We start from the raw sequence: 14,437 nt of genomic DNA, 5'->3' as shown, positions 1-14,437 counted from the left end.
GGAGTCATTTCTTTTCTTTATTGTACACCTTCCGTGGTCATCACAATACGTTTGATGGTTCCATCATCGTTGTGATATAAACGATCTATACAAATCGAGCGGCTATAGCTACCTCCATCCGTATTAATACCGCCATTATGGTATATAAAATACCAATCTCCTTTAAATTGCACGATAGCCTGATGGTTCGTGTTGCTATTGCCGGCAATTTCATTGAGAATACCCTTGTATTCATAAGGACCTTCGATATTGTCTGCCGTAGCATACGCGATTTTTTCGGGAAATTCCGTGGCATAGGTTAAATAATACTTGCCATTATACGTATGGATCCATGGTGCCTCCGTAAAGCTAAAGCCATCAAATGCTACTTGTTTGATCTCGCCATCAATCTCGATCATATTATCTTTCAGTTTTGCATAATAACACTCCCTGTTTCCCCAAAAAACCCATGCTTGTCCGTCGTCGTCGATAAATACAGCCGGATCGATGCAAGCCCAGGAATGCGTTGATGCAAAACAGTCATCATTGGTCAATAGTGGCTTACCCAAGGCGTCCTTGAATGGTCCTTCCGGACGATCAGACACGGCGACGCCGATTCCCGACCAATTCGTGCTGATATACCAATAATATTTGCCGTCACGTTTCACCATATCTGCCGCAAACGCATCACCACTTTTTGCCCAGGAAAAATCTGTTATTTTCATGGGCACGGGATATTCTGTCCAATTTTTCATATCGGTCGTGGAAAACACCAACCAGTCTTTCATCTTATATCCTCGCTGGCCGCCCGCAAAATCATGCCCAGCATACAACCATAGGGTATCCCCTTGTACCAGAGCCGCGGGGTCAGCCGTATAATGATGTGTTATAATCGGGTTGCCCTTTGCTTCGAAATGATAACGATCTCCTTTTTCGAGAGGTTGTAGCAATGCCGTCGGTACACCTCCCCATTTCGCATGTAGACGACGTGCTTCCTGTTTCGTAATACCGATAACGCTTCCGTGCCGCGGATGGAAATTCTTATTAAATGATTCCGTTTCCGTTGTAAAGTCAAACAAATCCGTACTCCGTTGGAATTCATACCGTCCGTCGGCATAAAGATCATACATCAAGATATATTCATCGCGACCATTCAGCTTGAAGACACTCGATCCTTCAACCACAATAGATGTATCCGCATAAGCATCCAAATAGGTAAAATCCTCTTTCCAAGGCCCTTTCAACGATTTACTGGTGGCTTGTTGAATACCATTTTTAAATTCTTTCCCTTCAGCGTCTTTGGTATTTCCTTTATAAAAGAAGTGGTAAAGCCCATTTTTGTAAATAATATCACCATCAATACCCCCAAATTTGGGGCTAAATAACAATGTCGGTTCTTTTTCAAATCCCGTAAAATCTTTATTGGCATACGCGCCATAAAAGTCCAGTTTGTCATCGTCATGGAAGCGTACCGTAAAATATACGAGATATTTACCGACTTTATGGTTATAAAATACCTGCGGCGCCCATACCCATTTCACATTCCCAAACCTTTTAGGGTATAATTTAGCCAGATCCAAGATACTATGCTTCCAATCTAATAAGTCGTCCGATTTCATCAATATGATCCCAGGATTCGTATCCCAACCATTCTTTTTCGTAAACATATCCGTCGCGACCATATAGAAGCTATCCTCATTTTCACCTCGATAGATATGCGGATCACGTATCCCCCCGGTCTGGGAAATAGCGGAGGAAGCCAAGATAGGCCTGTTTCCATTCAACGCCGTCCAATTTACGGCATCTGCACTAACCGCAAAACGGAGCTGTTCTTGTTGCTCTCCCTTTCCGGTTCCTTCAAAATAGGCAAATAAGTATCCCTCAAATTTAGATTCCTGCGTTTGCGATTGTCCGCGTATATACGGTGGGTGGAACAATAAACAAAAGAAAAACAATGTGCCCAATAGGGTTTTCGATACGTGGCTTGAACTTTTCGTCATATGTTGTCTGAATATAGGTGTTAGATTAATGGAGAGCAGTTATCTCCTGGTTATTTAATACGCGATTGTAAACGTAAATACTTCGAACCCAATCGTTGGGGGATGTCCATTTAACGGCCGGTTGATTGATTTTCCCGATCACTATATATTGATCCAACAGACCATTGACATAGGTATACAAGATTCCTTTTTCATACGTCAAGGTCAACTTGAAACGCTGCAGTTTTTCAGGGGCATACCATTTTCCGCTTGTACCGCGATTATACTTTCTCCAACTATCCGCAGAGCCAAGTATATTCGTACTAGGGTATATCGTTCCTTTAAACTCAACTTGTGGCTTCAAGCTATTGCGATCCAACTGATAAGACAAATCTCCAATCTGGAACAACGTACCTTCATAATTCGTCGTATCGGTCACGACATCCAGTGAAATGGTAAATCTTTTGCCAAGTTTGTCTTGAAAACTATTCTCCTCGCTGACGAGTCCTTTGGCAAGGTCAACAGCCGTGTTCATACCTTCAAAATCACTGTGAATTGCGGTTGGATAACCCGGGCGCGACTTGCTTACAATCCAATCATAATAATCTCCATGCATCCAAGTCAGGCGCAGCGGTGTCCCCAGACTTCCCTCGATCATATAAGGCCGTATATTATTCTTCGGTGAGTTGGATGTAATCGCTTCCGTCGACAAGATATAACCAGCATCGTCAAGAGTATATTTTATCAACTCGTATACAGCACCATGCGTACCGTCCACTGGAACAGAACAATATACCTCACTTACCTTATCCGGATCAATTGTCATTCCGCCGCTATAACACATTTCTAAGTTTTCCGTCTGGTGGAAATGTCCGCCACCGTTCGCTAAAAAGGTCTTTTTCCATTCCGTTCCCGTCCATTTTGCATAATAATATTCATGCGACCTCTTATCTTCACTGATCCGTACAAAGGCAATGACCGGAGAGCTATCTTTATCAATGGCCACCTGCCAAACCCAATCGCGCTGTTGCGGATTATCCACCACGGTGGTCGGAAACTCCTGGATATATACATCCGTTTTGTTCACACGAAAAGCCCTCTCTTCAATTTTGGCGAGTTCAGTACCTTGTACGTCGTGCAATGTCAGACTATTTATATCCACATAACTAAAGTACAAGAAGTTTGGATTCTCATTATCCGGATGTCCTGTCGTATACGCGATATAGATTTTGTCTTTACCATTGGATACATATTTAGCATAAGGTCGGGAACCTGTAGATTGTACAATCTGACGTGGTTCACCTACAAAGGTTACGTTGTCTGCTGCATCCGGTAAGGACAAACGAGCAATCGTCGGATGCCAATTCAGCCCTCGCCAACAGAGATAAAAATGTTCGGGATCGTCTGCCAAGATAAAAGGCGACGGATAGGTTGTATGGTGATCTGTTTCTAATCGCATTTCTTTACCTAGTGTCGTGATATCACCTGGCTTTTGTGAAATCCGGTAATAAAAACAACGTTCATCGGTATGGCGGGAATAAAACACCATCACCCGATCATCGGGCAAGACCAAAAACGTGGGGTTATTATGGTCATCAGGCTGAAACCAAGAACGCACCAATACTTCCACCTGTTCATTTTTTACGAAATCGTACTGCATCGCCTTGATGTTGCCGTGCACATCAATATAACCGATATATGTTTTTTTGATTTTCTTTTTGGGGTTTTCATGATGGATAGCTCTCGGATCGGCGAACCAACACCATGCTCCGTCGGGAGATACCTCATATCCTTGTCCGAAAACTGGAGCAGCAGCATTTAAAAGATGTCCTAAGAGAAGTAAAACTATGTAGCATATTTTTCTGATCATATTATCCATACCATCTGATTAAGTCTATAAATTTGGATACTGTTGTACAAAAATGTACAAATATGCCCGTTTTTGTGTCTGTAAATTGCTCAAATAGGTTTAAAATACATTCATCCAAGCCAACGACCCTAGTGTAAAATAAAAATAAATGTTATTTTTACATTTGTCAAGTAAATTTCGTTTATTTAGAAAATTTTATTGTTACACCCTAGATGTAAACCTTTATATGATGAATACAAATTCAATAAAAAGACAGACCTATCTTACCCCCCTCTTGTTTTTGTGCTGTCTGCTTATCGGCGCTACACAAAGTAAAGCACAACAAGCTCCGACCGAAAAAGACATGAGTGCTTACCTCATGGTTTTTCATAACGACGACACCCATAGTTTACATATGGCGTTAAGCCATGATGGTTATACCTTTACTGCACTGAACGACGGCACCCCCATTATCGCAGGCGATACTATTGCCGCCCAAAAAGGTATCCGGGATCCACACATTTACCGCGGCCCAGATGGCGCCTTTTACCTAGCCATGACCGATCTGCACATCTATGCTCAGCAAGCCGGATATCGGCATACGGAATGGGAGCGCGAAGACTATGGCTGGGGAAACAACCGCGGGTTGGTGCTCATGAAGTCCCAGGATCTGATCCATTGGAAAAGGGCAAACCTAAGGTTAGATAACCAGGCTCCCTTCTTTCAGGATATAGGATGTGCATGGGCTCCTGAGACCACCTTCGATGAAGAAGCCGGAAAACTGATGATTTACTTTACTATGCGACATCGCACAGATGCCGCAAAATTATATTACGCTTATGTCAATGATGATTTCGACCGTTTGGAATCCACTCCGCAGATACTATTTGAATATCCCGACGAAAAAATCACTGCATTGGATGCCGATATTACCAAAGTAGGCGACAAATACCGGATGTTCTACGTTTCGCATGATGGCGTAGCTGGCATAAAGCAGGCCGTATCGGATCGTGCAAACGGAGGTTACGCGTTCGATCCTCGTTGGTATGATCCGGAACCCCAAGCCTGTGAAGCTCCTAACGTATGGAAACGCATCGGTGAAGAAAAATGGGTACTGATGTATGATTGTTATGGGCAATCGGTTCACAATTTTGGTTTCAGTGAAACAACAGATTTCGTAAACTTCCGAAACCTCGGACAGTTCAACCAGGGCGTGATGAAAACTACCAATTTTACCTCACCCAAGCATGGTGCGGTTATTCACCTGACAAAAGCAGAAGCTGATAAATTAATAGAAAAATGGGGATTATAGATTTAAAATATAGTTGCTAGATACTTCTCTGCAATAGATTGAGCTTTACAGAAAAACAATTTGAACCTTATAGCAAACTAAAGCAAAAACAAAATCTCTAATTTTGGACTTCAATATAACAACAACAAAATTATGGCAGAGCAACAAGACGATGCCTTTCAGACTATAAGCTACTCAGATATATTCCTTTCGTGTTTTTCTGAAAGCGGCACGCATTGTGTCCATTCAAAACCCGAACACGTTTTGTTATATCTGTATTCGGGCGAACAAGTAATAGAGGACAGAAATAAACGGATAACCATAAAAGCAGGTGAATGCGTCTTTATAAGACGGGATCACAGATTGACTATGTACAAAAACAGCAAGGGCAAGGAATTGTACAAAGGTATTTCACTTGTGTTTCAGCGTAAGGTATTGCGTGAGTTTTACAGCAAAATGAACAAATCGAAGATTCCGAAAGACATAAAAATTTCCGATAAAAACGTTTTCAAACTAAATAAAACACCTGATATTGAAAGTTTGTTTCAGTCGCTTACACCGTATTTTGACAGCAACGTAAAACCAACTGAGGGCATTGTTCACCTGAAATTATTGGAGGGAATTTATGCCTTGCTGAACAATAATGAAATGCTTTACCCGATACTGTTCGACTTTGCCGAACCGTGGAAAATCGATCTCTTGGATTTCCTTAATAATAATTATACGGACGACCTTTCGATGGAACAAATCGCATCATTTACAGGACGGAGTTTAGCAACATTTAAACGGGATTTCAAAAAAATAAGCAGCCTCACTCCGCAAAAATGGCTGATAAAAAAGCGTTTGGAAATGGCTTACATCAAGCTGAAAGAAGAAAACAAAAAAGTGCAGGACGTCTGTATGGAAGTCGGATTTAAAAACCTTTCCCACTTTTCTACAGTATTTAAAAAACAATACGGAATAACTCCCACCGAAATTTAAAACTGAGCTTTACAGCAAAACAATTTGAGCCTTACAGAAAACTTACTGTGAGGCTTTGTCTTTAACTTTGTATTGTAAAAAGTTATACAATGCAAACCACAGATATTTTTAAACGGTTACGCAATGGCGAAACCATTTTACCTAACGACCCACAAGCCTATAAAATGCGTGAGGCTTCCTATAAGACGAAAGAATTATTGGTACAGATGAACAGCGCAACAGATCCGAAAGATATCAGGGATTTGTTGAGCCAAATCACAGATACGGAAATCGACGAAAGTGTTGCTGTTTTCACACCTTTGTATATCAACTACGGAAAGCATACCAAAATCGGTAAAAATGTATTCATCAATTTCGATTGTACTTTCTTGGATTTAGGAGGAATTACCATTGAAGATAACGTATTGATAGCTCCAAAAGTCAGTTTGTTATCAGAGGGGCATCTTCTAGAACCCGAGAACAGACATGCACTCATGCCTAAACCTATCCACATCAAAAAGAACGCTTGGATTGGTGCAGGAGCAACCATATTGCAAGGCGTTACCATTGGCGAAAATGCGATTGTGGCATCGGGTGCGGTCGTATCAAAAGACGTTCCAGATAACACCGTGGTGGGTGGCATTCCAGCGAAAATCATGAAGACAATTTAAATTAGAAATAAAATGAAAAGAGTATCAATTTTAGCTGTTACGATCCTAATGTTTTTAGGTCAGTCCTGCAACCAAAATAGAAATACGAATAACGAAAATTCAACGACTATGAACGATACAGCAAAAACAGAACAGTATACTTTTGAGTTAAGCGATAAGGTAACACGCCAAAAAGTAACCTTCAAAAACCGTTACGGAATAACATTGACAGGAGATCTATACTTGCCTGCCGGACACCTAGGCAATGAGCCTTTCCCGGCACTGGCCATTAGTGGGCCTTTCGGAGCGGTAAAAGAGCAGTCGTCGGGTTTGTATGCCAACCAAATGGCAGAACGTGGCTTTGCAGTATTGGCTTTTGACCCCTCCTATACAGGCGAAAGCGGTGGAGAACCTCGTAATGTTGCTTCGCCGGACATCAGTACGGAGGATTTTAGTGCCGCGGTAGATTTTTTAGGTATTCAGAAAAACATTGACCGTAATAAAATTGGTATTATCGGGATTTGTGGTTGGGCGGGATTCGCCTTGAATGCTACTGCCATTGACAAACGTGTGAAAGCCGTAGCCACGACAAGTATGTACGATATGACGAGAGTCATGTCAAAAGGCTATAATGACGCTACGACATTGGAACAACGTACCCAAATATTAGAGCAATTAGGCGAACAACGTTGGAAAGACGCTGAAAACGGTACTCCTGCCTATCAACCTCCGTATAACAAATTGAGTGGCGGAGAGGCACAGTTTCAAATCGAATACCACGATTATTATATGACACCAAGAGGCTATCACGAACGTTCGGTAAATTCAGGAAATGCGTGGACAATTACCACCCCAATACCATTTATGAATATGCCTATTTTGACGTACATCAAAGAGATTTCGCCAAGACCAACGCTTTTGATTGCAGGAGAAAATGCGCATTCTCGTTATTTCAGTGAAGATACTTATAAAGCAGCAGCAGAGCCAAAAGAGCTGGTGATTATTCCAAACGCTGTACACGTGGATTTGTACGATAAGATTGATTTGATTCCATTTGACAAGTTGGAAACTTTTTTTAAGGAGAATTTAAAATAACTGTAAGATAATGAGACGTCCATCGTTATTGTTGTTGGCTTTTGTGTCAATATTTTTGAAGCAGAATAAATCAAGAAACCGCAATCTGTCTATTTTTTTGTAGCAAAAATGCTATCCTCTTCGTTAGTCTTAGAAAACGTATTAGATTATGAAAAGACTATTATTGTTGCTTTTATTATTCAGTAGCATTTCTTGCAAGGATAACTTAGATGGTACTTGTGATTCTCCTTTGGTGATTAAGGTCGATAAGCCAATTGTTGAAGGAGCAGAAAAAATTTTCTTTGTTAGCGTGAAAAAAAATAATGGGTGGTGGGTTAGTGGTATCTCGGCTAATGGTCGTGAGGTTGATCTTCAGGACAAGCCGCTAAAAGACGCATTTGTAGTCGAAAATGATGGATTTGTTTTTGAGAAAATAAACAACAGTGCTATCAAAGTCACTTTTAATGAAAGCCAAAGTGAAGAACCAATAAAATTGAATATTATGCTGCAAGCAGGAAATTGTTTCAGTGGCTTTGAGTTGCTGTCTACAAGTGAGTAAGCGGCGAAGAATCGGTAAACTTACAACAATGTTACGTAACATCATTAAAAATATAACTACTTCTTAGCAAAAGGTGTTCACTTTTGGTCTTTTCCACATCCCTTTCGGGCCGTTCCTATGCGGGTTTTGTGCTTTCCGAACGGAGCCGAGTGGAAAGCTAACTGGTTTCTCGGCAGCTGCAAGTACATTTTTAGATTTACCATCCACTTTTACAAGACCACGGTTTTCTTTTCGCAAACAGATATCCGGCTTTTTCCTATATGTATATAGACAACACAAAAAAATAAACACTTTCCCTCCGTTCCTATTTTCTTTGTTAGCAAAACAGTTCCCTTTTTTGCCACCCCCTTCCCTTTCTGCTGACTTCCACTCACATTTTCCGAAAGAGCAATGGCTTTAGTGCTAGACCTAAACACTCTTTCGCTGCCCCCATTCCCTTTTAGTTAGTTACTAGCTACTTTTTCCCGAAAGAACAGCGGCTTTATTGCTAGACCTAGACACTTTTTCAGAAAACCATTCTACCTTTCTCAGATTACCATTTGCTTTTTTCCGATTACCATTCGTTTTTTATCGGAAAGTATTTTGATCTCGCGTAGATTACGTAACATTACAACAATACTACGCATACCTGTAATTCACCTTATTGTGTTATCGGACCAAGTGGTTCCTTTCTTCGAGGAAGAGGTTACTATCAACCAACAACATGTTTCTTTCTTCAAAAAACTGTCTACTCTTACACAAAAAGTAAACAGGAATTTTGCTTAAGCAGCTACTTTTAGCTATATTTAGCAGGCATTTCGGGAGCAAGCAGTTTGTTTTCGGACGCAAGTAAAAACCTACCGGACAAACCCAATCGATTAAAGAGAAAAGATGAAATACCAGCGTGCTAAATCAAGTTTCTTTCGTACAAAAGATGCCCATTTGGCCGTACAGGCGAAAGCAATCCTACACGGATTGGAAGACGAAACTATTTTTCCATCCCCTAGCCCGACGCTCCCAGAACTGAAAACCGCGATAGTAGACTATGAAGACAAACTCCATAAAGCACTTAGCGGAAGTCTGTTGCAGCGCGAAGCAAAAAGGGAAAGCAAGAAACGATTGGCAATCCTCCTGCAGCAACTGGCATTCTACGTTAACCGTATTGCAGATGGGGATCTGACGATACTGTACCGATCCGGCTTCCCCGTATTCACAGGACGGAAAAAAGGGCTTAATCCTGACACACCCGGCTTGCCTGTACTCAAAGACAGTATCCTCAGTGGCGAAGCTGTACTTTCGTTCCAACCGGTAGGACGCGACATGATCTACGAGTACAATGTCGCCGATCATATCGATAGCGGTACCAAAGAGCCCGCCTGGGGAGAGATGAGATACACTACCCGATCGTTTAAGAATATCATCAAAGGCTATAGCACCGGGCAGTGTATCTGGGTCCGTGTCCGCGCCCGCAATAAGCATGGCGCTTCCGACTGGACGGAAAGTGTGAAGTGGATGGTAAGGTGATCGTGTGAACGATCACTTATTTAGGATTAGACACCCTGATCACCGAAAAAGAATACGGAGGAATTTCGTAAGCCCAATCTTTCTCCACCGTAATCTCCGCTGTCGCAGGCTGTGCTTTATCGGCATCGGGTTGGCCGCTCAATACCATTTTTGTTGCCTTGGCAGTTTCCGTTAGCAAGCCGTCCAAAGTCACTTTACTACTTACGCCTACAGGTAATAAATTCGCCAAGCGGATGATGATATCACCGCTCTCCTCATCTTTTACGACCGAACAGGCAACACGTTTTCTGACAGCTTCATCCGTGTGATTTAGTTCGATATGGTTGGCAAAATATTCGTTTCCAGCATGTACACCGAATAGTTTTTGTACATAATACCCTACCGTTGGTTTGATCTCGTCGTTATTGAAGTAAATCAGATCCGGACTCCACTGTGTACGTTTTTCTTTGGCCAACAAAGGTGCATAACTGGTCATGCTCACCACATCGGCATTCCGTTCGATATTGATCAGGTGCAAGGCCTCCGTCAATGCTGTTTCCATATTGGTCGCACGGTTAGGTAAATGGGCTGCGTATTCTCCCACATACACTTTTGCTTTGCTGCGATCATAGCGATCATAAAAATCCTGATTGTGGATATACCATCCAGGAGTCTGGTAGTAATGTTCATCAATCATCGGTACACCCAGTTCCGTAGCGACTTCCCATCCACGTTCATAGTCTGACCCTTCCGACCACGGCCCACTTGTACCGATCACAACGATATCCGGATATTTCTCCTTGATGGCGTCAAAAATCATTTGGAAACGCTCTATAAATACTTCCGATATCAAGTCTTCGTTTCCGACACCGATATACTTCAAGTTAAAAGGTTCAGGATGTCCGGCATCCGCACGCATCTTGGCCCATTTGTTTGTTTTAGGATCGCCATTTGCCCATTCAATCAAATCCAAGATATCTTGGATGTACGCGCCCATATCTTCCAATGGAATTCCCCCCTGTTGCCCTCCGATCGGATGATCACATTTTTCCGAATTTTGACAAGGAACTCCAGCCGCTACGATAGGCATAGGCGCAGCACCGATATCCGCACAGAACTGGAAATATTCGTAATAGCCTAATCCCATCGACTGATGGTAGCCCCAAAGGTTGCGCTGTGGTTTACGAGCTTCCAATGGCCCGATCGTATTTTTCCAGTGGTAGATATTTTCTATACCCTGTCCGTGTGCAACACACCCGCCCGGAAAACGCACAAAGCGAGGTTTAATATCCGCCAATACTTGGGCTAAGTCCCGACGTAAGCCATTCTTACGTCCGTTAAACGTCTCCTGGGGAAATAAGGAAACCATATCTAAGGCAATCTTCCCTTCTGCTTGCGGGATTATTTCCAGTCTTCCGTTGGAGACATCTCCTTTCGAAACCAGTACGGCTTCATGTTTCTTCCAATTTTCTGTTAACGCACCGGTTGTTGTTTCGCCATATATTGTACCGTGTTCATCTAACAGGCGTATTTTCAAACGGCCATCCTTTCCATCGATCGTTTTGGCGAAGACCGAAAAGTCGTATTTTGCATTCGCTTTTAAAGAAATCCCATCAAAGCCCTCATTCTGCAATCCAGCACCAACCTTGTTCACTGTCAAGACGGCATAGTGCTTATTATTTTCATGAATAGGCGATGCGGTTTCGATCGCAAAGGAAACATCACTGTTTGTCGTTTTCCAAGCTGTCTTACTGTGCCAATTCGGGTCATTTTTTCTATCCGTCGGTTGGTACTCAAACCCTCTATTCTGCACGAGCTCGGCATATATCCCCCCATCTGCGGCGTAATTGATATCTTCAAAAAAAATCCCGATCAGCTTATCACTGATTGCCTTGGATTCGTTGGCCTGAACGGTAATATTTGCTTCTAGCTGATGGAGATCCCGAAAACGTGTTGGATCGTCACGCATTAACTCTGCATGTTGTGCATTTCTGTACTTGGAAACTTGTACATGTTTAATCAAACCTTCAATCAGTTTCCACGATACTTTGTGAATGGTTCCGGTTTCCGTACGATTAGCAATATTTGCCTGGGTTCTTTGATTTATGCGGATACCCTCATCTGCTTTTTTCACAGGCGTATAATGCTTAAAATCAGTCGTGCTCGTACTGAAAAACTTTTCCGATCCTGTATGGTTACCTATCCAAGATAAAATATACTGTTTTCCTGTTCCATCACCCTGAATCTCTACTTCCGTGCAGTTATCACGGTGATGCAAAATAGGATATTCCTGTGGTATCCAACGCACGAGATCAGGAGATTTCGCATAAGCAAAAGTTGGGTCTTGATCATTGACACTCCATAACGCATGCCAATAGCCATCTGCACCGAATGTCAGCACTGGCGAAAACATCCGCTTTTCTGCACCCCATACACCATAATCCGATTTCACAAACGCAAACTCCGGGCCGATAGCATGCCATGTCTTTTGGTCTCGGCTCCATGCAAAATGCAATCCGGCCTTATTATCCTGTTTGCCGGTAGAATAGGCAAAAATATACGCCGAATCCGGTTCGTTGGCAAATAAATTCAGTAAAGGACTACTTGTCAAAAGCAATAAAAGTATCCATTTCATTATTGTACAGGTATTTTAATAACAGTAAACGAATAAGGAGGAAAGGTATCCTTAATGGCTTTACCTTTATAATTCACCTGCTCTGTCTGTGGCTTTATTCTCAAAGGTTCTTCAAGGCTGTTTACCACATTCAGATCGGCATTTGCTAATGTAATCTTGGTTGCATTCCCCTTGATTTTTTTCTTGGTATCCAGTTGGAAGTTGGCCTCAACAGACTGTTCGTTGTAGTTCACAAATTTAACGATCAGCTCTTTTGTATCAGCATCATACACAGCGGAAGCGTATAGACTGTCCTGACCAACAACGTTTTGATCGCCAAGTTTTACAGGAATAATATCCGTGCCTTTATTTAAGGAGTACAACTTCTGAACGTGATAACTTGGTGTACCATACACATTCAGGTTGTCTACCCAAATAAGGTCGGGCGACCATTGCCAACCGTCTACATGGCCAAACAGCGGTGCATAAGAAGCCATCGTTACCACATCACCGTTACGTTCCAATCCCGTCAAGAAAGCTGCTTCGGATAATGCTGCCTCCCACGTACTTCTTCCTGGACCTTGTGGTCGTGTAGTATGCGATGCATATTCTCCGGCAAAGATCTTCGGCCCGTTACGATCGTAGTCGTCATAGCGATCTGCCCCTGAAAGGAACCATGCCGGTGGACGATAGTAATGTTCATCGATGATATCCACCTTCATATCGCGGAGTTTTTCGTCCAGATAGTCAAAGCGCTCCCCATTCGGATCTGTACCCGAGCTTGCGATGATTTGTATTTCCGGATGCTTCTCTTGCAAAATCTTTTGGAAGATAGCTAATCTTTCGATATACTGAGGGCCCCAATTTTCATTTCCGACACCCAACATTTTCAAATTGAAAGGCGCTGGATGTCCCATCTCTGCACGGAGTTTACCCCAAGGTGTATGGATATCGCCATTGGCAAATTCAATCAGATCCAAGGCATCTTGGATATATTCGTCCAATTCGTCCAACGGAACGACTTCTCCTGTATTAAACTGGCATGCCATTCCACAGTTAAGGATTGGAACCGGTTCTGCACCGATATCTTCTGATAGCAAGAAATACTCATAAAAGCCCAAGCCGAAGGTTTGAAAGTAATCGGGTGTCAAGCGATGGCTAAACTCTGTATTCCAGCGATTGATAATCAGCTCACGCTCTTCGATTGGCCCGACGGTTTTTTTCCACTGAAAACGTGTTGCCAAGTCTCTACCTTCTACGATACAGCCTCCCGGAAAACGAACGAAATCAGGCTCCATATCTGCCAATATCTGCACCATATCTTTCCGAAGGCCTTTAGGACGGTTTTTCCAGGTATCCTGCGGGAAAAGCGACAACATATCCACTTCTACATCACCCGCTCCTTCAAACCAGATGTTTAATTTTCCTTTTGGTGAGGTCTCTGCCGAAGTGAACGTCACCGATCCAGTCTGCCAGTTGGCTCCTTGCGACAAAGGTAACGCCGCCGTACCGATTACCTGGTCTTGTTCATTTAGCAATTCCACTTTAATCCGTATACCCGGAGACGCCTGCCGATATAGCAACGAAAATTCGTAACCATCTCCTTTCTTCACGCCCATGCCGCGGAAGCCTTCATTTTGCAGACCCGTTTTAAAGTCCGTTGGCTTATGTATTTTTAGTGATCTCGCATTTCCTTTGCGACGGCTGTCGTTGATAATCAAAAAAGTACCCTCCGGAACGTTCTCCAAACGTTTCCATCCCATCATCGGATGGTCAAACTCAAACGAACGGTTTTTAACAAGTTCCGCATAAATACCGCCATCAGCCCCAAGGTTTATGTCTTCAAAGAATATACCCCACATGTGTGGTGATATTTTGCCGGAGGCATTATCTAGTTGGACTTTCAGGTCGACAGCATTCTGGGCATATAAAAACGAGCCGCAAATAGCTAAAACAGTCGTTAGTGATAGTATCTTCTTCATCTATATTAAGAATTTATA

At 42.5% G+C, this 14,437-nt stretch carries 10 protein-coding genes; 6 read left to right on the top strand and 4 right to left on the bottom strand.

What is annotated here, in order from left to right:
- Window positions 1-17: 17 nt before the first annotated feature.
- Window positions 18-1,979: a family 43 glycosylhydrolase gene (locus EWE74_RS01960; RefSeq protein WP_130139859.1), complete on the bottom strand. Its 1,962-nt coding sequence runs from the start codon at window positions 1,977-1,979 to the stop codon at window positions 18-20.
- Window positions 1,980-2,004: 25 nt separating this feature from the next.
- Window positions 2,005-3,828, bottom strand: coding sequence for a BNR repeat-containing protein (locus EWE74_RS01955; protein WP_130139858.1), 1,824 nt, complete (start codon window positions 3,826-3,828; stop codon window positions 2,005-2,007).
- A 226-nt stretch (window positions 3,829-4,054) separates the two neighbouring features.
- On the opposite strand from EWE74_RS01955, the gene EWE74_RS01950 reads away from it, so the two are divergent.
- The 6 genes from EWE74_RS01950 (at window position 4,055) to EWE74_RS01925 (ending at window position 9,844) form a co-directional block, all read left to right on the top strand.
- Entirely contained in the window at window positions 4,055-5,119 is a 1,065-nt protein-coding gene (locus EWE74_RS01950; protein WP_206365113.1) for a glycoside hydrolase family 43 protein, read from the top strand.
- A 132-nt stretch (window positions 5,120-5,251) separates the two neighbouring features.
- Window positions 5,252-6,079 (top strand): helix-turn-helix domain-containing protein, encoded by an 828-nt coding sequence (locus EWE74_RS01945; RefSeq protein ID WP_130139857.1) that lies wholly within the window; start codon window positions 5,252-5,254, stop codon window positions 6,077-6,079.
- Window positions 6,080-6,168: 89 nt separating this feature from the next.
- A complete protein-coding gene (locus EWE74_RS01940; protein ID WP_130139856.1) occupies window positions 6,169-6,729 on the top strand; it encodes a sugar O-acetyltransferase in 561 nt (186 codons plus the stop codon).
- Between the two features lie 12 nt (window positions 6,730-6,741).
- Window positions 6,742-7,803: an alpha/beta hydrolase gene (locus tag EWE74_RS01935; RefSeq protein WP_130139855.1), complete on the top strand. Its 1,062-nt coding sequence runs from the start codon at window positions 6,742-6,744 to the stop codon at window positions 7,801-7,803.
- Window positions 7,804-7,951: 148 nt separating this feature from the next.
- A complete protein-coding gene (locus EWE74_RS01930; RefSeq protein WP_130139854.1) occupies window positions 7,952-8,341 on the top strand; it encodes a hypothetical protein in 390 nt (129 codons plus the stop codon).
- Window positions 8,342-9,211: 870 nt separating this feature from the next.
- Window positions 9,212-9,844, top strand: coding sequence for a hypothetical protein (locus tag EWE74_RS01925; RefSeq protein WP_130139853.1), 633 nt, complete (start codon window positions 9,212-9,214; stop codon window positions 9,842-9,844).
- A gap of 16 nt (window positions 9,845-9,860) precedes the next feature.
- On the opposite strand, the gene EWE74_RS01920 is transcribed toward EWE74_RS01925, so the two are convergent.
- Together EWE74_RS01920 and EWE74_RS01915 are read right to left on the bottom strand one after the other, a co-directional pair.
- Window positions 9,861-12,458, bottom strand: coding sequence for an alpha-L-arabinofuranosidase C-terminal domain-containing protein (locus EWE74_RS01920; RefSeq protein ID WP_130139852.1), 2,598 nt, complete (start codon window positions 12,456-12,458; stop codon window positions 9,861-9,863).
- Window positions 12,458-14,419 (bottom strand): alpha-L-arabinofuranosidase C-terminal domain-containing protein, encoded by a 1,962-nt coding sequence (locus EWE74_RS01915; protein ID WP_130139851.1) that lies wholly within the window; start codon window positions 14,417-14,419, stop codon window positions 12,458-12,460. Before EWE74_RS01915 ends, EWE74_RS01920 begins: the two co-directional genes overlap by 1 nt.
- Window positions 14,420-14,437 lie beyond the last annotated feature (18 nt).

Source organism: Sphingobacterium corticibacterium (genome assembly GCF_004208525.1).
Lineage (GTDB): Bacteria > Bacteroidota > Bacteroidia > Sphingobacteriales > Sphingobacteriaceae > Sphingobacterium > Sphingobacterium corticibacterium.
This window is presented reverse-complemented; position numbering and strand designations above follow the sequence as displayed.